The sequence below is a fragment of the Tessaracoccus flavescens genome (genome assembly GCF_001998865.1).
Lineage (GTDB): Bacteria > Actinomycetota > Actinomycetes > Propionibacteriales > Propionibacteriaceae > Arachnia > Arachnia flavescens.
Genome location: NZ_CP019607.1, coordinates 2,008,038 through 2,028,238 on the forward strand (window position 1 = coordinate 2,008,038; position 20,201 = coordinate 2,028,238).

The 20,201-nt window shown below is 69.7% G+C and carries 24 protein-coding genes; 14 read left to right on the forward strand and 10 right to left on the reverse strand.

Going from position 1 to position 20,201, the window contains the following annotated elements:
• Positions 1-37 precede the first annotated feature (37 nt).
• The 5 genes from BW733_RS09520 to BW733_RS09540 all read right to left on the reverse strand — a co-directional run bounded on the left by BW733_RS09520 (position 38) and on the right by BW733_RS09540 (position 3,146).
• Positions 38-676: a hypothetical protein gene (locus tag BW733_RS09520; RefSeq protein WP_077349990.1), complete on the reverse strand. Its 639-nt coding sequence runs from the start codon at positions 674-676 to the stop codon at positions 38-40.
• Between the two features lie 114 nt (positions 677-790).
• A complete protein-coding gene (locus BW733_RS09525) occupies positions 791-1,327 on the reverse strand; it encodes a hypothetical protein (protein WP_077349992.1) in 537 nt (178 codons plus the stop codon).
• On the reverse strand, positions 1,324-1,956 hold the full coding sequence (locus BW733_RS09530) for a hypothetical protein (RefSeq protein ID WP_152024648.1): 633 nt from the start codon (positions 1,954-1,956) through the stop codon (positions 1,324-1,326). Before BW733_RS09530 ends, BW733_RS09525 begins: the two co-directional genes overlap by 4 nt.
• A 14-nt stretch (positions 1,957-1,970) precedes the next feature.
• The gene (locus BW733_RS09535; protein WP_077349996.1) at positions 1,971-2,435 is read right to left on the reverse strand and encodes a hypothetical protein; all 465 of its coding nucleotides are present in this window, start codon (positions 2,433-2,435) and stop codon (positions 1,971-1,973) included.
• A 141-nt stretch (positions 2,436-2,576) separates the two neighbouring features.
• Entirely contained in the window at positions 2,577-3,146 is a 570-nt protein-coding gene (locus BW733_RS09540; protein ID WP_077349998.1) for a hypothetical protein, read from the reverse strand.
• A 124-nt stretch (positions 3,147-3,270) separates the two neighbouring features.
• Here BW733_RS09540 and BW733_RS09545 point away from each other — a divergent pair, with 124 nt between their 5' ends.
• The 9 genes from BW733_RS09545 (at position 3,271) to BW733_RS09580 (ending at position 11,964) form a co-directional block, all read left to right on the forward strand.
• A complete protein-coding gene (locus BW733_RS09545; protein WP_077350000.1) occupies positions 3,271-5,358 on the forward strand; it encodes an NAD(+) synthase in 2,088 nt (695 codons plus the stop codon).
• A 155-nt stretch (positions 5,359-5,513) separates the two neighbouring features.
• Entirely contained in the window at positions 5,514-5,864 is a 351-nt protein-coding gene (locus BW733_RS18975) for an amino acid permease (protein ID WP_202970162.1), read from the forward strand.
• A gap of 96 nt (positions 5,865-5,960) precedes the next feature.
• Complete coding sequence (locus BW733_RS18980) at positions 5,961-6,548, forward strand: amino acid permease (RefSeq protein WP_202970163.1); 588 nt, start codon at positions 5,961-5,963, stop codon at positions 6,546-6,548.
• Positions 6,549-6,619: 71 nt separating this feature from the next.
• Complete coding sequence (locus BW733_RS09555; RefSeq protein WP_077350002.1) at positions 6,620-7,552, forward strand: siderophore-interacting protein; 933 nt, start codon at positions 6,620-6,622, stop codon at positions 7,550-7,552.
• Between the two features lies 1 nt (position 7,553).
• Positions 7,554-8,588, forward strand: coding sequence for a FecCD family ABC transporter permease (locus BW733_RS09560; protein ID WP_077350004.1), 1,035 nt, complete (start codon positions 7,554-7,556; stop codon positions 8,586-8,588).
• Positions 8,585-9,622, forward strand: a complete 1,038-nt coding sequence (locus BW733_RS09565; protein WP_077350006.1) for a FecCD family ABC transporter permease — start codon at positions 8,585-8,587, stop codon at positions 9,620-9,622. The genes BW733_RS09560 and BW733_RS09565 overlap by 4 nt, the downstream gene beginning before the upstream one ends.
• Positions 9,619-10,512 (forward strand): ABC transporter ATP-binding protein, encoded by an 894-nt coding sequence (locus tag BW733_RS09570; RefSeq protein WP_335755075.1) that lies wholly within the window; start codon positions 9,619-9,621, stop codon positions 10,510-10,512. The genes BW733_RS09565 and BW733_RS09570 overlap by 4 nt, the downstream gene beginning before the upstream one ends.
• Positions 10,464-11,504: an iron-siderophore ABC transporter substrate-binding protein gene (locus BW733_RS09575; protein WP_077350008.1), complete on the forward strand. Its 1,041-nt coding sequence runs from the start codon at positions 10,464-10,466 to the stop codon at positions 11,502-11,504. Before BW733_RS09570 ends, BW733_RS09575 begins: the two co-directional genes overlap by 49 nt.
• 106 nt (positions 11,505-11,610) lie before the next feature.
• Positions 11,611-11,964, forward strand: coding sequence for an ArsC/Spx/MgsR family protein (locus BW733_RS09580; protein WP_077352864.1), 354 nt, complete (start codon positions 11,611-11,613; stop codon positions 11,962-11,964).
• A 21-nt stretch (positions 11,965-11,985) separates the two neighbouring features.
• Here the strand turns inward: BW733_RS09580 and BW733_RS09585 are convergent, their stop codons facing one another.
• The gene (locus BW733_RS09585) at positions 11,986-12,447 is read right to left on the reverse strand and encodes a hypothetical protein (RefSeq protein ID WP_152024649.1); all 462 of its coding nucleotides are present in this window, start codon (positions 12,445-12,447) and stop codon (positions 11,986-11,988) included.
• A 107-nt stretch (positions 12,448-12,554) separates the two neighbouring features.
• Here BW733_RS09585 and BW733_RS09590 point away from each other — a divergent pair, with 107 nt between their 5' ends.
• Positions 12,555-13,184 carry a DUF1345 domain-containing protein gene (locus BW733_RS09590; protein WP_077350012.1) on the forward strand — a complete coding sequence of 210 codons (630 nt, stop codon included), beginning with the start codon at positions 12,555-12,557 and terminating at the stop codon, positions 13,182-13,184.
• A gap of 2 nt (positions 13,185-13,186) precedes the next feature.
• On the opposite strand, the gene ald is transcribed toward BW733_RS09590, so the two are convergent.
• Positions 13,187-14,299 carry an alanine dehydrogenase gene (gene ald, locus BW733_RS09595; RefSeq protein WP_077350014.1) on the reverse strand — a complete coding sequence of 371 codons (1,113 nt, stop codon included), beginning with the start codon at positions 14,297-14,299 and terminating at the stop codon, positions 13,187-13,189.
• Between the two features lie 225 nt (positions 14,300-14,524).
• Here ald and BW733_RS09600 point away from each other — a divergent pair, with 225 nt between their 5' ends.
• Positions 14,525-15,373, forward strand: a complete 849-nt coding sequence (locus tag BW733_RS09600) for a septal ring lytic transglycosylase RlpA family protein (RefSeq protein WP_169836075.1) — start codon at positions 14,525-14,527, stop codon at positions 15,371-15,373.
• Between the two features lie 59 nt (positions 15,374-15,432).
• Here BW733_RS09600 and BW733_RS09605 read toward each other — a convergent pair whose 3' ends face one another.
• Genes BW733_RS09605 through BW733_RS09615 form a run of 3 tightly spaced genes read right to left on the reverse strand, consistent with a single transcriptional unit; the run spans position 15,433 to position 18,014 of the window.
• Positions 15,433-16,335 carry a PfkB family carbohydrate kinase gene (locus tag BW733_RS09605; RefSeq protein WP_077350016.1) on the reverse strand — a complete coding sequence of 301 codons (903 nt, stop codon included), beginning with the start codon at positions 16,333-16,335 and terminating at the stop codon, positions 15,433-15,435.
• The gene (locus BW733_RS09610) at positions 16,332-17,312 is read right to left on the reverse strand and encodes an ADP-ribosylglycohydrolase family protein (protein WP_077350018.1); all 981 of its coding nucleotides are present in this window, start codon (positions 17,310-17,312) and stop codon (positions 16,332-16,334) included. The genes BW733_RS09605 and BW733_RS09610 overlap by 4 nt, the downstream gene beginning before the upstream one ends.
• A gap of 33 nt (positions 17,313-17,345) precedes the next feature.
• Entirely contained in the window at positions 17,346-18,014 is a 669-nt protein-coding gene (locus tag BW733_RS09615; protein WP_161490199.1) for a DUF1707 SHOCT-like domain-containing protein, read from the reverse strand.
• A 132-nt stretch (positions 18,015-18,146) separates the two neighbouring features.
• Between BW733_RS09615 and BW733_RS09620 the strand changes: the two genes are divergently transcribed.
• The 3 genes from BW733_RS09620 to BW733_RS09625 all read left to right on the forward strand — a co-directional run bounded on the left by BW733_RS09620 (position 18,147) and on the right by BW733_RS09625 (position 20,200).
• On the forward strand, positions 18,147-19,349 hold the full coding sequence (locus BW733_RS09620) for an L-lactate MFS transporter (protein WP_202970164.1): 1,203 nt from the start codon (positions 18,147-18,149) through the stop codon (positions 19,347-19,349).
• A 312-nt stretch (positions 19,350-19,661) separates the two neighbouring features.
• Positions 19,662-19,904: a hypothetical protein gene (locus tag BW733_RS18265; protein WP_161490200.1), complete on the forward strand. Its 243-nt coding sequence runs from the start codon at positions 19,662-19,664 to the stop codon at positions 19,902-19,904.
• Entirely contained in the window at positions 19,901-20,200 is a 300-nt protein-coding gene (locus tag BW733_RS09625) for a sortase domain-containing protein (protein ID WP_161490201.1), read from the forward strand. Before BW733_RS18265 ends, BW733_RS09625 begins: the two co-directional genes overlap by 4 nt.
• The last annotated feature ends 1 nt before the right edge of the window (position 20,201 follow it).

Below are 20,201 nucleotides of genomic sequence, written 5' to 3' on the forward strand. Positions count from 1 at the left end.
TCTCCTGTGAAGGGGTTCTGCGTCGCGATGCGCGTGCTCAGGCGCGTCGTCGGAGCCAGGCGATCAGCCCCGCGAGCAGGCCCGCCCCCAGCGTGAGGGCCAGCGGGATGAGCATGCCACCCGGCACGCCCTCCACCAGGCCGGGCCGGTCGACAGCGATGGGGTGCCCGGTGCCGGGATCGACGAGCGTCGGCGGCGGAGCGCCGTCGGACGGGGTGAGCGGGTCGCCGAGCAGCGCCGTCAGATCAGCCGTCACCTGGGGGTCGCTCGTCCCGGTGCCGTCGCAGAGCGTGGTGCCCCAGCCGTCGATCCGCTCACCCATCACGTCTGCGTGGCGGGCGAAGACGAGGATCGTCGTGTCCTTCCTGAGGCCGTCGAACCCGCAGGAGGCCGAGCTCGAGGGTGTCGAGATCTCGATCGTCGAGGCGGCCTCGCCCTTCCAGACGCGGTCCACGTCGACGGTGACGACCGTCGGGTCGGAACTGCTGACGATCACCCCGCCCGGCGGCCTGACCTCGGTGATCGTCCCCTCGACCACAAGTTCGGCGAAGTCGGCGCGCTCCTGCGTCGTCGAGATCGCACAGCTGCAGGCGGCCGCCGGTGCGGCCTGCTGCCAGGCGATCCCCATCGAGCCGGCCACCATCAGCAGCGCGAGCAGACCAGTCCGGATGCGCATCACGGCACCGCCTTTCTCAGCCGGGTGTCGCCGTCGACACCCTGACCATACGACGCCGCGAGCGGCCACCCAGGTTGCCCCGGCCGAATGCTCCAGGTGCCCCGCGGGTGGCGGTCAGGCGAGCGTCAGGATCCAGGAGAGGGCGACGGTCGCGCCGATCACCTGGCGCACGTCTCGCAGGTCGGGCAGCCGGAAGGCTGGCTCCACGCCCGCGTTGTCGACCGGGTGCGGCTCACCGAGGTTCTGCACGACGAGACCGCGGAGGTGGTCGAGTTGGGCGCTGATTGCGTACTCATCGCTGACCTCCGGCTCGACGAGCAGGACCCGGTCGCCGACGTCCAGTCGCAGCGGCCCCTCGTGGCAGGGCGCGAACTCGGTTGTGACCGTCGTGCCCGCCCGTGGTACGCCCTTCCAGGTCTCGACGTAGGCGACGTCGTAGGTGGCCTTGCCGTCGCCGAAGGGCTCTGACTCGTCGATCACCTCGACCATGGCGACCAGGTCGGAGTCGGTGAGGCGCTGCGCGAACTGGGTCTCGAACAGGTCCTGCGTGACGGGGGTGCAGGCCGACGCGGGAGAGGCGGCGCCCCAGGTGAGAGCACCGACAACCGTCGCTGCGAGCAGGCACCGGGAGATGATGGCGCGGGTGGTCATTGTGACGTCCTTCCAGGGGCTTCCCTCTCCACGACGCGGTGCGAAGCAGGTGAGGTTGTCCTGCGTACCAGGCACAGGGCGGCGACGGCGAGTTGGAGTCCGACGAGGTTGACCACCAGCCAGCGCGCAGGAGTCGGCAGGATGCCCAGCGGGTCGACCAGCGCTGCGGGAACGGGCAGGGGGTGGTGCGTGTTGAGCCGGTCGAACCGCTCGGGATCGGTCGCCGCGGTCGCACCGTCGCCCCTGGCCTGCCTGAGTTCGTCGAGCAGTGAGAGGTTGGCGTCCCATACCCGGTAGCCGGTCGAGCTGTCCGACTGCAGGATCAGGACCCGGTCTCCGACGTCGAGGCGCGGACCTCCGCCGCAGTAGTGGGTGACGACGTCGACCGTGCCTCCCGGAAGTGGCGAGCCCTTCCAGATCTCGGTGTAGTCCACGTCGTAGCTGGCGTGGTTACTGAGGACGGGCTCGTGCTCGTCGACCACGGTGACGAGGGCGACCGTTGCCGACTCGTCGAACTGCTCCGCGACGGTGGGAGGATCGCCGACCGGCTGGATGTCGCAGGCCGATGCCGGCTCCGGGAGGCAGGAAAGGGCGACGGTCGAGACGGTCAGGAGCAGGGTTGCGACCATCGGTCGGAGCATGGTCAGGCCTTTCGTGTGATGGGTCTGAGGCCGATCGCGAGCCCGAAGGGCACGGCCAGGCAGAAGGCGGCGTACAGCATCAGGGCCAGCCGTGCCGGCCCGATCGCGGCGAGCAGGTGCTCGGCGGGCGGAGTTTCGGGATGGGTGGGTTCGGTGACCTCGTTGATCCGTGCGAACAGCTCCGGATCCCCCGCGGCGGTCAGACCGTCCCCGGCGACCGCGGTGACCTCCTCGATGCTCGGGTCGCCCCAACCGGTCGACAGGTCATAGGAACTGGAGATGTCCTCGGCCACGATCAGCACCTGGTCCCCGACGTCGAAGCGGCGCTCACCGCATGAGGAGTCCTGCACGGTCACCTGGGTATCGGGCAGGGGGTCGCCCTTCCAGAGCACCGTGACGTCGACGTCGTAGCTGGCGGACGAGGCTCCCACCGGTTCGTGCTCGTCGACGATGGTCACGAGCGCCACCAGGGCCCGCGTACCCGTAGCGTTGCGCAGGTGTCGGTAGCTGGTCGGGCGAGGTCAGCGAGCAGGCGGCCGCGCCTCCCGCGGAGAGTCCCTGGAGGGCCACCACGAGGACGACGGCGTCGGAAAGGGCGCAGATCCGCCTCATCGCGCGACCTCGACGACGAGCAGCGCGACGATCCCCGGTACACCGAGCAGGCCGGCTCCGATCAGCACCGGAACGCCAGAGCCGGAAATGGGATCGGCGGGGGCGGTCGCGACCTCGTCCGGCTCCCAGGGAGCGCCGAACCTGGCCTCGAGAGCCGCGTCCACCTCGGCGGGTGTCTCTCGTGGCAGGGAGCACCAGGTCGTGCTGTAGCCGCCATCGCCGTCGCTGTAGCCCCAGACGCGGAACTCATCCTCGACCCGGAGCTTTCCTAGCCCGCACGCGGGGATCTCGTGGTAGGTGCGAAGGGTGTTGACGCTCTGACGCCCGCCCTTCCATTCGCGCACGGTCGCGACCGTGTACTCGCCGAGGCTCCGCTCACCTGCAACGGTGCCGGCGGTCAGCACCCTGATCTCGGCGATCAGGTCGGCTCCGTCCATCAGCTTGTCGAGGTCCGGCTCCGCGCAGGAGCAGGCGGCGGCGCTCGGCGCATAGGTGATCTGGACGAAGCCGACGGTGGTCAGCGCGAGCAGCATCCCGGCCATCCAGGCGATCCATCTGCGACCCATCGTCACTCCTTCATCGGTGGGCCCGTCCGGCCCGTCACCCATCCACGACGCTGTCGCGCACGGGTGGGGTTGTCCCGGCTCCCGATCTGCGCGGAGGTGGGGCGCGACGTGCAAGACTCAGCGCATGGAGTTCACGTCGCTGTACAGCCACGGCTTCGCCCGCGTCGCCGCCTGCACCCCTTCCGTCGCTCTCGGTGAGCCGGACACCAACGCCGAGCGGATCGTCGAGCAGGTGCGTCAGTGCCACGACGACGGCGTCGCGCTCGCACTCTTCCCCGAGCTGTCGGTCAGTGGCTACTCGCTCGACGACCTCCTGCTCCAGGACGTGCTGCTCGACGCCGTCGACGCGGCCATCGTGAAGATCGCGGAGGAGACCGCCGACCTGATGCCGCTGGTGGTCGTCGGCGCGCCCATCGCCAACGACCGGCGGCTCTACAACTGCGCCGTGGTGATCCAGCGCGGCAACATCCTCGGGGTCGTGCCGAAGAGCTACCTCCCGAACTACCGCGAGTTCTACGAGAAGCGGCACTTCGCCGAGGCGGCAGGCGCCGATCTGGCGCCCCTGATCCGCCCCCACTGGCCGACGGCGGTCGACGACCCGGAGATCCCCTTCGGCACCGACCTGATCTTCGAGGCCGCCGACGTGCCCGGGCTGAAGGTCTTCGTCGAGATCTGCGAGGACATGTGGGTGCCGATGCCACCGTCGACACGGGCCGCGTTGGCCGGCGCCACGGTCGTGGCGAACCTCAGCGCCTCACCGATCACCATCGGACGCGCGGAGGACCGCGCCCTCATGGTCCGCTCGCAGTCGGCCCGCTGCCAGGTCGCCTACATCTACTCGGCTGCGTCCCTCGGTGAGTCCTCGACCGACCTCAGCTGGGACGGCCAGTCGATGATCTACGAGGCCGGTGACGAACTCGCCCAGTCGGAGCGCTTCCTCCCGGAGGCGTCGCTGCTGGTCGCCGACATCGACCTCGACAGGCTCGCCCAGGAACGCCTGCGGCAGGGCTCGATGGACGACAACGCCCGGGCGGTCGGCGTCGACGGTTTCGCCTTCACCCCCATCCTCTTCGAACTCGACCCGCCGACCACCGAACTGGGGCTCCGACGTCCCCTGAACCGGTTCCCGTTCGTACCCGACGATCCGGCCAGGCTGAACCAGGACTGCTACGAGGCGTACAACATCCAGGTCTCGGCTCTCGAGCGTCGAATGCTGTCCATGTCGGGCGGGGTCGCGGAGAAGGCGCCGAAGATCGTGATCGGCGTGTCCGGCGGGCTCGACTCGACCCATGCGCTCATCGTCGCGGCGAAGGCCTGCGACCGGCTGGGCCTTCCCCGCACCCACATCCTCGCCTTCACCCTTCCCGGCTTCGCCTCGTCGAGTCACACGAAGAACAATGCGACGCTGCTCTCCGAGGCCCTCGGCGTCACCTTCGAGACGGTCGATATCAGGCAGATGGCCGAGGCGCTGCTCAAGGCGCTCGGGCACCCGGCGGGCGACGGCGAGCCCGTTTACGACGTCACCTACGAGAACGTCCAGGCCGGCCTGCGCACGGACTTCCTGTTCCGAGCCGCCAACCAGCGGGGCGGGTTCGTGCTCGGCACCGGCGACCTTTCCGAGTTGGCGCTCGGCTGGTGCACGTACGGGGTCGGCGACCAGATGAGCCACTACGGCGTCAACGCGGGCGTGCCCAAGACGCTGATGCAGCACCTGATCCGCTGGGTCATCTCGTCCGGCCAGTTCCCCGAGGACGGCGTCAACGAGACCCTCGACTCGATCCTCAACACGGAGATCTCCCCGGAGCTGATCCCGGTCGCCGACGGGGCGAAGCCGCAGTCGACGCAGGACTCGATCGGCCCGTACGCGCTGCACGACTTCACGCTCTTCGGCGTGCTGCGCCGCGGGTACCGTCCGAGCAAGATCGCCTTCCTCGAATGGCACGCCTGGCGCGACGCCGCGGTGGGGGACTGGCCGGCGGGCTACCCGGAGGACGACCACACCGCCTACGACCTCGCCACCATCAAGAAGTGGATGGCCGTCTTCCTGAAGCGCTTCTTCGGCAACCAGTTCAAGCGCACCGCCATGCCGAACGGGCCGAAGGTGCTGGCCGGCGGTTCGCTGTCCCCGCGCGGTGACTGGCGGATGCCCTCGGACGCCTCCGCGAGGGTCTGGCTCGACGACCTGGAGGCCAACGTCCCCGATGCCGGTTAGGGGCTGGCCTGCCCATCGGGTCGGGCAGTGACTCGGCACGTGGCCGTCTCTCGCCGCTGTTGCGCGAGAAGCGGCGACCGGTCAGTGCCGCTCGCGCCTTCCGGGTGGGGGCGGGTTCGTCTCGCCTGGGGGCAACCCCTAGCGTGGTCCCTGCGATGCATGACTCCACTCTCACCACGGCAACTGCCGATGCGGACCCCGGGCTCGTCCGTGGGCTGAGCGTCCGACACATCCAGTTCATGGCGCTCGGCAGCGCGATCGGGACCGGCCTCTTCTATGGCTCGGCATCCGCGATCCAGGCCGCCGGCCCGATCGTGCTCGTCGCGTACATGGTGGCGGGCGCCGCCGTCTTCATGGTGATGTGGGCCCTCGGCGAGATGGCGGTCCGGCACCCCGTCTCGGGCTCCTTCTCGGAGTACGCCCGTCCTATCTCGGGCCCTTCGCGGGCTTCGTCACCGGCTGAACCTACGTCTTCGAGATGGTCGTCGTCGCGATCGCGGACGTGACGGCCTTCGCCGTGTACCTGGGGCTGTGGTTCCCGAACGCGCCACGCTGGATCTGGGTCCTCATGGTCATCGTCTTCATCGCCGCTCGGCGTCATCATGTCGCTCGCCCCGTGGGACTCGATCACCGGCGAGGCGAGTCCGTTCGTGCAGATCTTCTCGGCGCTCGGCATCCCGGGAGCCGCGCACCTGCTCAACGCAGTGGTGATCACCGCCGCCGTCTCGGCGATCAACGCCGACACCTTCGGAGCCGGACGCATGATGTTCGCCCTCGCGCGGCAGGGGCAGGCGCCCGCAGCGCTCGGCAGGACGACAGCGCGGGGAGTGCCGATCGCGGCGGTGCTGATCATGATCGGCGCCCTTGCGGTCGGAGTGGTGCTCAACGCCGTCGTGCCCGAGTCGGCCTTCGCCGTCGTTGCCTCGCTCGCCACCTTCGCGACGGTGTGGGTGTGGCTGATGATCCTGCTCGCGCACCTCGGGATGCGCCGACGGATGGGACGCGAAGGGGCGCAGGCCGACCGCTTTCCGGTGCCGCTGTGGCCGGTCGGTCCATGGCTCGCGGTGGCGTTCATCGTCGGGGTGATCGTGCTGCTCGCCGTGTTCGCCGCGACCAGGATCGCGCTCCTTGTCGGCGTGGTGTGGCTCATTCTGCTCGGGGCGGCGTGGGCGATCCGCCGCCGCGCCTGAGGGGGAGTGCTGCTTAGGCTTGCCTAAGACCGGCTATTAGGCAACGAAGATGTCGTGTAATACTTTTCCCGATGTCTTCTTCAGCAGCCGCGGCGACCGACACCCGCCCCGCCTACCGCGCCTTCCGGGTGCGGGTCGCTGAGCGCAGGCAACTCAGCCCGCACTTCACCCGGATCACCTTCACGGGGGACGAACTCGTCGACTTCGGGACGGCGGGACTCGATCAGCGGATCAAGGTCGTGCTTCCGCTGCCCGACAGCGGCTTCGACCACTTCCCGACGGTCGACGACTGGTACCCGGCCTGGCGAGAGTTGCCCACGGAGCAGCGCAACCCGTTCCGCACCTACACCGTCCGCGACATCAGACCAGAGGCGCTGGAGCTCGACGTCGACTTCGTCGGCCACGGTGACACCGGCCCCGCCAGCCGTTGGGCCGCCCGGGCCGAGGTCGGCGACGAGGTCATCGTCGTCGGACCCGATGAGCGCAGCCCTGGACGAGGCGTCGGCATTGACTGGCGCCCAGGTGACGTCGACACCATCCTCCTCGCGGGGGACGAGACCGCCGCCCCTGCCATCGGCGCGATCCTCGAGTCGCTGCCCGTCGACGCCACCGGTGTCGCCCTGATCGAGGTGCCAGAGGAGGGTGACGTGCTCGACCTGATCGCCCCTGACGGCGTGGACGTGCGGTTCCTGCCCCGCTCCGCCGCCGGGGCCCACGGAGAACGGCTGATCCCCGCCATGCGCGAATGGGTGGTGCGGACCTGCTGCGCGGCTGGCTGCGTCCCCGTCCCCGAACGCGCCTCGAGCTTCGATGAAGGCGACGACGCACCGCTGTGGGACGTCCCCGAGGGCACCAGCCTCGACGGCGACTGCTACGCCTGGATCGCGGGCGAGGCGGGCATGGTCAAGCAGTTGCGCCGCTTCCTCGTCTCCGACGCGGGCCTCGACCGCCGACGCGTGGCCTTCATGGGCTACTGGCGCCTCGGCCGGGCTGAGCTCGACTGACATGACCCCCACCGAATCCTCGGCACAGGTCGCCGGGGCGGCTCTGCGAGCCCGTCGTCGCTCGGCGTGGCTCGTGTTCCTCGAGGCGGCCGTCGTGCTCGCCCTGATCTGCTGCGCGAGTCTCCTGTTCGGGGTGCGCGACCTCGACGCTGCGACCGTCTGGCAGGCCTTGACCTCGCCGGTGGCCGAGAACGTCGATCACATGGTCGTGCTGCAGCAGCGGGTGCCGCGGACCCTGATCGGGCTGGCCGCAGGCGTCGCGCTGGGCGTCGCCGGGGTCGTCATCCAGGGCGTGACCCGCAATCCCATCGCCGATCCGGGCCTGCTGGGCGTCAACTCGGGCGCCTCCCTCGCCGTCGTCCTCGCCATCCAGTTCCTCGGCGTCTCGTCCGCGCTCGGCTACATCTGGTTCGCCTTCGCCGGTGCGGCAGCGGCGGCCGTCGTGGTGTTCTCATTCGGGCACGCCCGGCCGGTGCAGTTGGCACTCGTAGGGGCCGCGCTGGTCGCCTTCATCACCCCGCTGATCACGCTGGTGCTGCTGCGCGACCAGACGGCCTTCAACTCATACCGGTTCTGGGTCGTCGGCGCGCTCACCGGACGCGACCTGCGGGCGCTCGCCTGGATGCTCCCGTTCCTCGCGGTCGGGATCGGCATCGCCGCGTTCCTCGCCCACCGGCTCAACGGCCTCGCCCTCGGAGACGACGTCGCACGCGGGCTCGGTCAGGACGTACGCATCACCCGTGCCTTGAGCGCCGTCGCGATCGTGCTGCTCTGTGGCGTCGCCGTCTCCCTCGCAGGCCCCATCGCGCTGGTCGGGCTCGTCGTCCCGCACGCCGCACGCCGCCTCGTCGGGTCGAACCACCACCTGACCACCGCGCTGGCGATCCTCCTCGGCCCGATCATGCTGCTGCTCGCCGACGTGATCGGCCGCCTCGTCGTGACCAACTCCGAGCTGGAGGCAGGCGTGGTCGCCGCCTTCCTCGGCGCGCCGGTGCTCGTCGCGGTCGCCCGGGGCCGAACGGTGGTCGGACTGTGACCGCCATCGCCGCTCGCGCCGCGGCCATCAGGAGCCGACGCCACCGAGGGCTCCTTCGCCTGCTGCTCGTGCTGCTGGCCGCCCTCGTGCTGATCGGAGCGCTGACCGTCGCAGGCCTGATGCTCGGGGCCGCCGACCTTTCCGCAGACGCAATGGTGCGCGGCCTGCTCGGGATCGGCAGCAGGTCGGAGAACCTGATCGTGCAGACGCTGCGGCTGCCGAGGATCGAGGCCGCGCTGCTGGCCGGCGCCGCGTTCGGGCTCGCCGGCGCCGTCTTCCAGTCCGTGCTGCGTAACCCGCTGGCCAGCCCCGACATCCTCGGCATCTCCTCCGGCGCAAGCCTCGGCGCGGTGATCGCCGTGCTCGGGCTCGGCTGGAGCGGCATCGCGGTGTCGCTGACCGCGTTCGCGGGGGCAGGGCTGGTCGCGCTCCTGATCTGGGCGCTCGCGTGGCGGCAGGGACTGCACGGCATCCGCTTCGTGCTGGTCGGGGTGGGCCTCGCCTACCTCTGTGCCTCGTTGATCAGCTGGCTGCTCAGCCAGGCAGACGTGCGGGAGGCGCAGCCGGTGCTGCTGTGGACCGTCGGGTCGGTGGCCGACGTGCGTGGAGGGCTGCTCGACGTGCTCGGCTGGCTGGTGCTCGGCTTCTCGCTGCTCGTCGCGGTCAACTCCCGACCGCTGCGCGTCCTGGCGCTCGGCGACGAGCTCGCAGCCGGGCTCGGGGTGCGTCCCGACCGCGCCCGGATGCTCCTGCTGCTCGCAGGCGTCGGGCTCGTCGCCTCCGCGACCAGCCTCACCGGTCCGATCGCCTTCGTCGCGCTGCTCGCCGCGCCCATCGCCCGCCGTCTCCAGAACGACGGAGGGCCCGCCCTGCTGATCTCCATGGCCGTCGGCGCCGCGCTGACCTTGAGCGCAGACGTGCTCGGCCAGCACGCCGTGCCCGGCGTCGTGGCGCCCGTCGGCATCGTGACGGGGCTGATCGGCGCCCCCTACCTTCTGATCCTGCTCGCCAGGCAACGAAAGGCCTCAGCATGAACGCCAACCAGCACGCCTTCGTCGCCGAGGCGATCACCGTGGGCTATGACGGCCGGGTCGTCATCTCCGACCTCGACTTCGCGGTCCCCGCGGGGAAGGTGACCGTCATCGTCGGCCCGAACGCCTGCGGGAAGTCGACCCTCCTGCGCTCCATGGCCGGCCTGCACCCGCTCACCGCCGGGTCGGTCCTCCTCGACGGCAGCTCGATCGAGCAGCTCGGCCGCAAGCGCGTCGCCCGCACCGTCGGCGTGCTCCCGCAGTCCTCCATCGCACCCGACGGCGTCCGCGTGGCCGAGCTTGTGGCTCGGGGCCGATACCCGCACCAGGGCTGGTTCGGCCTCGTCCGCAGCGACGACGACCTCGTGGTAGCGAAGGCGCTCGCCGACACGGGAACCGCCGACCTTGCCGACCGCCGCGTCGACGAGCTCTCAGGCGGTCAGCGCCAGAGGGTCTGGATCGCCATGGTGCTGGCGCAGGCAACCGACATCGTCCTGCTCGACGAGCCCACCACCTATCTCGACGTCACCCACCAGCTCGACCTGCTCGACCTGCTCGCCGAACTGAACCATGAACGCGGCACCACCGTCGTGATGGTCCTGCACGAACTCAACCCTGGCCGCCCGCTACGCCGACCACCTCGTCATGATGCGCGACGGGGCGATCGTCGAGCAGGGCGTCCCTTCGGACATCGTCACCACCGAATCCATCCGCCACGTGTTCGGGCTCGACTGCCAGGTCGTCCCCGATCCCGTCTCCGGCACGCCGCTCGTCGTGCCCATCGGGCGACGCCACGCCGCCTGACCAACCACCCGCACACCGTTCGAAATCAAGGAGAACCCCCATGCGCACAGTCCTGTCAGCAGCCGCGGTCGCCGTGGCGCTCGCGCTGACCGCTTGCGGAGCGCCCGCTGCCGAAGAGAGCGCCACGCCCGAGCCTGCGGCCCCGACCTCCGCCGACGCCGCCGCGAAGGACAGCTTCCCCGTCGAGGTCAAGCATGCCCTCGGCACCACCACCATCGAATCCGAGCCCGTGCGCGTCGCCACCTGGGGTTGGGGGTCCACAGAGGCGGCCATCGCGCTCGGAGTGTTCCCGGTCGCCGTCGCCGAGCAGAGCTGGACGGTCGGCGAGGGCAACCTCCTGCCCTGGGTCGAGGCGGCCTACGACGAGGCCGGGGCCGAGAAGCCTGTCGTGCTGACCGACGCCGACGGCGGCGCGACCTTCCCGTACGAGGAGGTGATCGCCGCCGATCCCGACCTGATCCTCGCCCCCTACTCCGGCCTGACCCAGGAGCAGTACGACACCCTCACCGAGATCGCACCGACCGTCGCCTACCCCGGCGCGCCCTGGACCACCACGTGGCAGGACACGATCTCGATCTCGGCGCAGGCCCTCGGGCGCACAGCCGCCGGCGAGGAGGTCCTCGCAGACATCGACGGCACCCTCGCCGGGATGAAGGAGGCCCATCCGGAGTTCGAGGGCAGGACGGTCGCGGGCGTGTGGGACGCGGACGGCTTCGTCTACGTCTACACCGCGGCCGATCCTCGCGTCGGCATCCTCGAGGAGGTCGGGCTGAAGGTCGCGCCAAGCGTCTCGGAGCTGGACACCTCCGACGGTGGCTTCTTCTACGAGCTCAGCTACGAGCAGCTCGACAAGCTCGATGCCGACATCGTGATCAGCTACCACGACACCGAGGACGAGGCGAAGGCCTTCATGGAGAAGCCGGCCCTGCAGGCCATCCCCGCCGTGAAGGCTGGCCGGGTCGCCCAGGTGACCGACCCCGTCACCGTGTCGTCGGTCTCGCCGCCCACCGCCCTGACGTTCGACTGGGAGGGCGGCCTGCCCACCCTGATCGAGAAGATCGCGGCTGTCGCGGCCAAGTGACCCGTTGAACTGGCGGCCCGGAAGCATCGCCTCCGGGCCGCCCCTGCATCCTCAGGGCCCGCTCGGCGACCCTCCGCTCGGCACCGTCGGGGATAGGCTCGACGCCATGAGCGAGATCACCGTCCTGCACAACCCCCGCTGTTCCACCTCCCGTGCCGCCGTCGAGGCCGTCGAGGGGTCAGGGCTCGACGCCGAGGTGCGCAACTATCTCAAGGAACCGCTCACGAAGCAGGAGTGGCTTGACGTGCTGGGAAAGCTCGACGCCGCGCCGACCGAGCTCGTCCGTCGCGACCCCAACTTCGAGCGCTCCGGTCTCTCGGACGCCGACGTCGCCACGGCCGATCAGGTCGCGACCGTGCTCGCCGAGCAGCCTGCGCTCGCGCAGCGGCCGGTGCTGATCCGCGGCGGGCGGGCGATCATCGGTCGCCCGAAGTCTGCCGTGCCCGACTTCCTCGCCTGACCGCTTCGGCGCAGGTTCGCATCAGCCCGCCTGGTGCAGGGAGATGGTCGGGCCGTAGTCGTCGACCAGTTCGCAGTAGAACCGCCGCTGCGGGAAGAGCCTCGACACCCGGTCGAGCCACGCCTCGGCGAGACGTTCTCTGATCCAGTCCAAGATGTCCTCGTCCGCACCGTCGGTGGGCTCGGGCATGAGGTCCCACAGGTGGGTGTGGTTGAGCACCGACTCGATCCGGATGACGTCGCCGTCCAGCTTGTCCCACCAGGTGAGGAAGTTGCGCTCGGAGAACCTGTGGCGCAGGAGCACGCACCCGCGCACCTCCACGAATGCAGGAGTGAAGAGTTCGGACATCACCGCCGCTGGCGTCAGGCCCATGCCGTGGCGCAGGTAGAGGCCGTTGTCGCCCTCGTCGTTGCCCCACCACTGCCGCACTCCGGGAAGCGGAGGTGGGGGAGTGTGGCCGAGCACCCTTACTGGCAGATCCATCCGACGATGGTGGCAGGAGGGTGATCCACCAGAGCCGTCTGCGACCGCTGGGCCGGCATGCTGTCCGGACGGAGCGCGTCACCGCTGGGCGGCACTACCCTGAGCGGATGAAGCTCACCCGTGCCACCCGCCGACGACTACGGCAAGGAGTCGCCCTTCTGCTGGGCCTGGTGGCCGGGGTGATGGTCGGCCTGCTCACCCACCCGGAGATCGGGATCGCGACCGGGTGGGCTGTGTTCGTCTTCGCATACTGCCTGTGGACGTGGATCGTGCTGTGGCCCATGGACTCCGCCCAGACCCGCGTGCACGCCCGTGAAGAGGACCCAGGTAGGGGCTTCGCCGACGTGATCCTGATCGTCGCGTCGATCGCCAGCGTGGTCGGGATCGCGTTCGTCCTGGCCGCCGGGCACGTCTCGGACACGGCCTCGGCCATCATCGGCGTCGCGTGCGTCGTGGCGTCCTGGCTGCTGGTCCACACCGTCTACGGCGTCCGCTACGCGGACCTCTACTTCTCGGCGGCGAAACCGCCGATCGACTTCGGCGACGAGGCGCCCACCTACACCGACTTCGCCTACCTGACCTTCTGCCTCGGCATGACCTACCAGATCTCGGACACCAACCTGAAGACGCGGCTGTTGCGCGTCGTCGTGCTGTGGCACACGCTGCTGAGCTACTTCCTCGGCGCAGTCGTCCTGGCCTGCACCATCAACCTCGCCAGTGGGTTGGCGACAAGCTGAGCTCAGGCCACCACGTCGTCGAGTTCGACCCAGTCGCGGCCGAAGGCCTCGGCCACCGGGCGCGAGGTGAGGTGGCCGGCGTGTGTCGACAGCCCCTTCGCGAGGGCGGGGTCGCCGCGGAGGGCCTCGAGCCAGCCCCCGGCGAGGGCCTTCACGTAGGGGAGTGTCGCGTTCGTCAGCGCCCAGGTCGAGGTGATCGGGACGACCCCCGGGATGTTGGCCACGCAGTAGAACGTCGAGTCGTGGACGCGGAAGGTCGGGTCGGCGTGTGTCGTCGGGCGGCTCGACTCGAAGCAGCCGCCCTGGTCGATCGACACGTCGACGAGGACGGAGCCGGGCTTCATCCCCGCGACCATCTCGTCGGTGACCAGCTTCGGAGCCCGGGCGCCCGGGACGAGGACGGTGCCGATCACCAGATCGGCGCCGAGGACCTGCTCGCGCACCGACAGGTCGGACGAGGCCAGCTGTTGCACCCGGTTGCCCCACCTGGCAAGACAGAACCGCAGCTTCTCCAGGTTCGTGTCCAACAACGTGACGTCCGCTCCCATCCCCAGCGCGACCTCCGTGGCGTTCTGCCCGACGACGCCCGCGCCGAGGACGACGACCTTCGCGTTGGCGACGCCGCCGATCCCGCCCATCAGCACACCGCGTCCCCCCGAGTTCTTCAGCAGCTCGTGGGCGCCGACCTGTGGGGCCAGACAGCCCGCCACCTCGCTCATCGGGTACAGCAGCGGAAGCAGGCCCGACGACAACTGCACCGTCTCGTAGGCGATCGAGGTGGTCCCGGCCGCGAGCAGCGCATCGACCAGCGGCTCGTCCGCCGCGAGATGAAGGTAGGTGAAGAGAACCAGGTCATCGCGCAGCCTGTGATATTCCTCCTCCACCGGCTCCTTCACCTTCAGGACGAGCTCCGAACCGGCCCACAGGGCGTCCGCGTCGTCGACGATGTCGGCGCCGACGGCCCGGAAGGCATCGTCGGAGATCGACGACCCGACACCGGCATCCGTCCCGACCGCGACGGTGTGCCCCCTCGTCACCAGTTCATGCACGCCGACGGGGGTGATGGCCACCCGGTACTCGCTGTTCTTCACCTCACGGGGCACGCCGATCCGCATCCGAGCTCCTTTGCCATGGCGGTTGGAAACAGGTTATCGCCGCAGGTCACCGCGCAGATGCCATCCACGAATCCTCAGAATCACGAACCAGCCCGCAGAGCAAAACTCCTAGTCAACGCGATTCACCTCAACCAGCCTGAGAGGGTTCCTGAGAAATTCTTTGGAAATCGTGACATTTCCGTGTAGCGTCAGGCACGCTCACCCCCCGGAAGGACCGAGAACCACATGCTCAAGCGCCTCATCGTGGCCGCCATGGCGGCACTGGTCGGAACGACCATCGCGGTCGCCGCACCGCAGACCGCCCAGGCCAACGACGCCCGCGTCTACAGCACTCCCGGTGACCACCTGGTCAACGGGCGCTACTGGAACACCGAGTGCGACATGTACTCCGAGAAGGTCGTCCGCTGCACCACCGACATCTGGGCTGACAAGGTCGTCAAGGTCGGCGGCTCCTACGTCAAGCACCAGGGTTGGGTCTTCAACAACCTGACCTACCTTCACTCCGACCGTGGGCAGTGGGGGAGCAACCCGCTCGCAAGCAACCGCACCTGGACGGCCGAGGACGGCCGTCAGTGGCGCACCGAGTGCGACAACGCCACCACCGGTCGCGGCGGCTGCCGCAGCTACTCCAAGGCCGACGTGACCACGCTCGTCAAGGGCAAGGTCGTGCAGAAGGAGCAGTGGCAGTTCAACAACATCGTCCAGTTCTCCTCCTCGAGCGTCCCGGCAGTGACGACCATCCCCGCCGCAGCCCCGAAGCTCGACGGAGTTCCGGTCGAGACCCAGCCCGCCGCGTACCAGACCTGCAAGGCCTCGTACTACTGGCAGGGCCAGCGCACCGCCAACGGCGAGTACTTCAACCCCAACGGCTACAGCACCGCGCACCGCACGCTGCCCTTCGGCACGCAGGTCAAGGTCGTCAACCCGAACAACGGCAAGTCCGTCGTGGTCCGCGTCAACGACCGTGGCCCCTTCATCTCCGGCCGCTGCCTCGACCTGTCGCGTGCAGCCATGCAGGCCATCGGCGGCACCTCCGCCGGCGTGATCACCGTCAACTACCGGGTGCTCGGCTGATCCACCACGCAGCAACGCCCCGGACCGTACAGGTCCGGGGCGTTTGTCATGTCGCCGACTCAGCCCTCGAGGGCCCTTGTGAGCGCTTCCCTCGTCGGACCGCTTGCCGAACCAAGCCGACCGACCGCGAGCGAGGCGGCCACATTGGCCCGGTGCACCGCCTCCTCGACGCCAAGTCCCTCCGCGAGCATGGCGAGCATCGCGCCAGCATGCGCGTCGCCCGCACCGGTGCTGTCGACGACGGTGACCGGTCGACCCGGAACCCGCAGCGGGGCCTCTCCCCGTCGATGCAGCACCGAGCCTTCGGCCCCGATCCGCTCGACGATGACGGCGTCCGCGCGGCCCAAGCGGGCCCAGAGCGAGTCGACATCTCCGCCCAGGAGCGCTAACTCGCGGTCGTTGAGACTCGCCACGCTCGCCTGCGCGAGGACGGCGTCCAGCACGCCGTCGGGGATGTCGTCGACGAGGGGGCCGGGATCGAACAGCAAGGTCCGGGGCGCGTGGGTGCCCAGCCAGTAGGCGATCGTCGGCCCTGTCACCGGGTAGACGAGGTCATAGCCCGAGACGTAGACGGAGTCGTCGGGTGCCCAGTCGAGCGAGTCGAAGTCGTCCGGGGTGAGTTCCTGCTCGACGCCCGGGCTGGTCACGAAGGTGCGCTCACCGTCCGGCTCGATGAACCCGATGCTGGTTCCCGAGTCGCCGTCGCTCGAGCGGGGGAGCAGGATGGTGGCGCCGAGCCGGTCGAGTCCGTCGACCAGCATCGAGCCGATCGGGCCCGTCCCGATCCGGCCGAGCAAGGCCGTCTCCAGCCCGAGCCGGACCGCGGCCGCGACGATGTTGAACGCCCCACCCGGCTGCGCGACGACGGGCCCTGCGAGCACGTCCCCGCCCCGCTCCGGGAGGTTGGGCACGGTCATCATCTGGTCGCCGATCACGCTTCCGACGACGACGAGGCGAGTCATCGCCTCAACTCCAGCAGCCGGGCGGCGAGGCCGCGCAGGTCGAGGGTGGGATTCGCCGTCTCGAGGTAGGCCACCTCGTCCGGGGGGAACGCGTCGACGCCGTGGATCGCCCCGAGCACGGCCCCTGCCATGGCGGCCACCGTGTCGCTGTCCCCGCCGAGCGAGGCCGCGGCCAACACGCCGCCCCACGGGTCGTGCGGGTAGGCGGCCACGATCGCGAGAGCCGCGGGAACCGCCTCCTGGGTCGCCACGGACGTTCCGACGAGTGCGTCGATCTCGTCCAGCGGGTCTGGTCCCGAGGCGATGGACACCGCCCACCTGATGCGGCGCGCCACCGAGGGGCCAGGGGTGGAGTGCCCGCGTCGGGCACCCTCCTCGGCCGCCTCCACGGCGATGCGCAGCGCGTCGTGGACGTCTGCGCCCTCGATGCCCGCGGAGACGGCGGCGCCGATCGCGGCCGCCCCGGCGTTGGCGATGTGGGTGTTGTGGGTGAGCAGGTTCACGGCCTCGAGCCGGTCGACGAACGCAGCGAGCGGGAAGAGGCGGTGCGCGATCCCGAGCGGGGCGACGCGCATCGCCGCGCCGTTCGTGTCGCCCCAGCGCCCGGTCTCTTCGGCGGGAACCCCGTCCCGGAAGGCCTGGATCGCGCGGAGCGTTGAGGGCCCGAGCAGATCGAGCGAGCCCTTGGCCTCCATCTCGTGATGCCAGTCGCTCAGGGCGGTGGCGAAGGCGTGCAGGTCGACGACGCCGTCGCCCTCGATGAGCAGCCGCGCCAGGATCACCGCCTGTTCGGTGTCATCGGTGACGGTGCCTGCGGTCTGCCCGGGGCTGATCGGGTTCTCCTCCGGCCCGCGGTGGAAGCGGTCGAGGCGTCCATAGAGCTCGCGCACCCGTTGTCGGGTGAGCATCTGGGTCGGCATCCCGAGAGCATCTCCGAGGGCCAGGCCGATCAGGGCACCCTCCGCGCGCGCAGTCATGGCGCAAGCCTACGGGCCACGCCCCGCCGTTGGTCAGTGAGCGAGCTGTTGGTGGCCGGCCTGCTGAAGGGCGAGGCGCTGTTCCAGCTTGCGGATCTCGCGGGCCGTCGCGTAGCGCACCTTCCCGTTCGCGACGTGGCCGCGCATCACGATGCGGGGAAAGCCCTTCTCCGGTCGCGTGGCGACGTTCGAGTTGAACATGCCCTGGTTGCCGACCGAGAGCCGCTCCGTGTCGACTCCCCATCCCTGCGGGACGATGAACGTGGGAGAACCTCCGTGCGCGACCACCACCAGGTCGATCACGGGAGCGAGCGCGACGGCCTCCATGAAGTTGATCTTCACCGAGTGCCAGATCGAGCAGTAGAGCTCCATGAACGGTGGCACCTGCCAGCGACCATGCAGATTCAGGCTCTTCTTGTCCTTGCCGAGCATCAACGGGTTGTCCCAGGTCGAGCCGGGTCCCTCCAGCGCGGGGGTCACGTCGAGCAGGAAGGCGGCCAACTCGGCGCTGGGGACCAGATCTCCGACGATCCGGCGGAGCTCGCCCTGCGTCTTCGCCTCGAGTCCGACGGCGACCCTGCCGTTCATCTCGTCGAAGTCGAGTCGTCCATCGGCGGCTGCCTGCCGGACGAGTTCGACGGCGCGCTCCCGCTGCGCCGAGGTGATCCGGAGCTGGTCGTCGGTGTTGTCGTAGTTCTGCACCCCTCCATCCTCGCGGATGGGCGGGTCGCGCGCCTCCGTCTCGCGGTGGGATCTCCTCAGCCGCGAGGATGAGGTGCTGCTAACCGACCCCACCGGCCGCGCCCGATGGGGCATGGGGCAGACTTTCCCCTCGTGCGATTCCTGGCCCTGATCGGTGGAGTGCTGATCCAACTCGTAGTCGGCGGCGTGTACGCGTGGAGCCTCTTCGGTCGCGCGCTGCAGGCCCCCGAGGCGATGGCCCTCGGAGCCGTCGAGGCCACCGTGCCCTTCGAGGTCGCCATCGGCATGATCTTCATCGGCACCTCGATCGGGGGCCGCCTCCAGGACCGCAGCAGCCCTCGTGTCGTCGCGCTGATCGGCAGCGCCGTCTACGCGGGAGGCCTGATCCTCGCCTCCTTCGCCCGCTCCGCCGATGACTTCTGGCTGCTCGTGCTCGGCTACGGCGTGATCGGCGGCTTCGGCCTCGGCATGGCCTACATCGTGCCCGTCGCCCTGCTGCAGAAGTGGTTCCCGGCCAAACGCGCGCTCGTCACCGGCATCGCCGTCGGAGGGTTCGGCTTCGGTGCCACCCTGACCTCTCCCGTCGCCCAGGCACTGCTCGCCGACAACCCCACCAGCCCCGCCGCCGCGTTTCTCCCGCTCGGCGTCGGCTACCTGGTGCTCGGGGTTGTCGGCTCGTTGCTGATGTTCGCGCCGCCCGTCACCGCGAGCGGGTCGGCCGAGGCCGCGGGCGACCTGAGTGTCAGGGAAGCGCTGCGCACACCCCAGTGGTACCTGCTGACGGCCGTCCTCGTGGTCGCGGTCGCCTCCGGCATCTCGCTGATCTCGATGATGGCGACCGCCTCGGTCGAGGTGGCGGGTTTCGATGTCGCCGCGGCCGCGACCATCGTCGGGGCGCTCGCGCTGTTCAACGGGGCCGGGCGGATCGCCTGGGCCGCCGTCGCCCAGAGGGTCGGCCCGCTGCCGGTGCTCGCCGTCATCCTCGCGCTGGAGGGCATCTCGCTGATCGCGCTCCCGCACGCGACGGGCATCGGGTTCGTCGCCCTCGCGGCCGTGGTCTACCTCTGCTACGGCGGGGCCTTCGGCACCCTCCCCGCGGCCGCCGGAGCCTTCTTCGGCATGAGCCACGCGGGCGCCATCTACGGGCTGATGCTCGTGGGCTGGTCGCTGGCAGGCGTGGTGGGCCCCCTTGTCGCCACGTGGTTGGTCGGACCAGAGCGCAACTATCTCCTCGGCTTCACGGCGATGGGCGTCCTTGCCGTGCTCGGTGTCATCCTGCCGGTCACCCTGCGAAAAAACCTTCGCGGCACCCCCTCCCCAGTCCGGGCGGTTTAACGGTCAATTACCCTGGTTTGATGTCCGATTCCCTTTAGGTGGATCGGTTTCGAGCAGCTAAGGTGTGCCGAGCTTGTCCGTGGCAAGATCGATTGCGCCGGGCGGGCTGGCCCGTGCCTTGGTAATTAGGGAGAGAAAATTGCCACAGGGTGCCAGACGGAGCGCTCTCCAATCGCGCGCACGCCGTTTCGTGAGTGCAACGCTGCCTTAGGTCTGCTGGGGGGTGCACTCACCGGACTCACACAGACCGCTGAAGCGGCACCCGGCGATCTCGCATTCGGCGTCGTCACAGTTGACGCAAACAAGAACAACGTGGTCGACACCGGTGCCGCCGGCTCGAACGACCTTCCCGTGGCCGGCGTCACCATGACGCTGAAGGGGTCCAACCCCGCGCACCCCGGATGGACGACCACGACGAAGGCCGACGGCTCCTGGTCGTTCCCGGCCAGCGCCGACTACAGCGCCTCGCCCGGCCCGTTCACAGTGACGCTCAACGCGGACAAGGTCAACAGAGACGGCTACCTGGCACCTTCGCCGTCGCGGGTCACCGCGTGACCCACGGGGAGCCGCTACGCAATCTTCCCCAGCTGCGGGTGGGCGACGACGTGATCGTCGAGACCAGGGACGCGACCTACACCTACCGCCTGATCAATGACGGCGACTCGCTCGAGGTCACCAACCTGGCCACCTGGGTGCTCGACCCCGTTCCGGCAAATCCGGAAGGGGGAGTGCAGCCGGCCCAGGACCCGGGCCAGAGCCTGCTCACTCTTGTCGCCTGCGCGGAGGTGTTCCACACCGACCACCGCCTGATCGCGTTCGCCGAACTCGTCGACACCGAACCCCGCGGCTGAT

Excerpts from the sequence above, each read along its gene's own strand:
- BW733_RS09525 (WP_077349992.1), bottom strand. The coding sequence starts at position 1,327 with ATGACCACCCGCGCCATCATCTCCCGGTGCCTGCTCGCAGCGACGGTT.
- ald (WP_077350014.1), bottom strand. The coding sequence starts at position 14,299 with ATGCGGATCGGCGTGCCCCGTGAGGTGAAGAACAGCGAGTACCGGGTG.
- BW733_RS09555 (WP_077350002.1), top strand. The coding sequence starts at position 6,620 with ATGTCTTCTTCAGCAGCCGCGGCGACCGACACCCGCCCCGCCTACCGC.
- BW733_RS09560 (WP_077350004.1), top strand. The coding sequence starts at position 7,554 with ATGACCCCCACCGAATCCTCGGCACAGGTCGCCGGGGCGGCTCTGCGA.
- BW733_RS09610 (WP_077350018.1), bottom strand. The coding sequence starts at position 17,312 with ATGACTGCGCGCGCGGAGGGTGCCCTGATCGGCCTGGCCCTCGGAGAT.
- BW733_RS09530 (WP_152024648.1), bottom strand. The coding sequence starts at position 1,956 with ATGGTCGCAACCCTGCTCCTGACCGTCTCGACCGTCGCCCTTTCCTGC.
- BW733_RS09570 (WP_335755075.1), top strand. The coding sequence starts at position 9,619 with ATGAACGCCAACCAGCACGCCTTCGTCGCCGAGGCGATCACCGTGGGC.
- BW733_RS09600 (WP_169836075.1), top strand. The coding sequence starts at position 14,525 with ATGCTCAAGCGCCTCATCGTGGCCGCCATGGCGGCACTGGTCGGAACG.
- BW733_RS18980 (WP_202970163.1), top strand. The coding sequence starts at position 5,961 with ATGTCGCTCGCCCCGTGGGACTCGATCACCGGCGAGGCGAGTCCGTTC.
- BW733_RS09590 (WP_077350012.1), top strand. The coding sequence starts at position 12,555 with ATGAAGCTCACCCGTGCCACCCGCCGACGACTACGGCAAGGAGTCGCC.
- BW733_RS09575 (WP_077350008.1), top strand. The coding sequence starts at position 10,464 with ATGCGCACAGTCCTGTCAGCAGCCGCGGTCGCCGTGGCGCTCGCGCTG.
- BW733_RS09605 (WP_077350016.1), bottom strand. The coding sequence starts at position 16,335 with ATGACTCGCCTCGTCGTCGTCGGAAGCGTGATCGGCGACCAGATGATG.
- BW733_RS09585 (WP_152024649.1), bottom strand. The coding sequence starts at position 12,447 with ATGGATCTGCCAGTAAGGGTGCTCGGCCACACTCCCCCACCTCCGCTT.
- BW733_RS09540 (WP_077349998.1), bottom strand. The coding sequence starts at position 3,146 with ATGGGTCGCAGATGGATCGCCTGGATGGCCGGGATGCTGCTCGCGCTG.
- BW733_RS09580 (WP_077352864.1), top strand. The coding sequence starts at position 11,611 with ATGAGCGAGATCACCGTCCTGCACAACCCCCGCTGTTCCACCTCCCGT.
- BW733_RS09520 (WP_077349990.1), bottom strand. The coding sequence starts at position 676 with ATGCGCATCCGGACTGGTCTGCTCGCGCTGCTGATGGTGGCCGGCTCG.
- BW733_RS18975 (WP_202970162.1), top strand. The coding sequence starts at position 5,514 with ATGCATGACTCCACTCTCACCACGGCAACTGCCGATGCGGACCCCGGG.
- BW733_RS09545 (WP_077350000.1), top strand. The coding sequence starts at position 3,271 with ATGGAGTTCACGTCGCTGTACAGCCACGGCTTCGCCCGCGTCGCCGCC.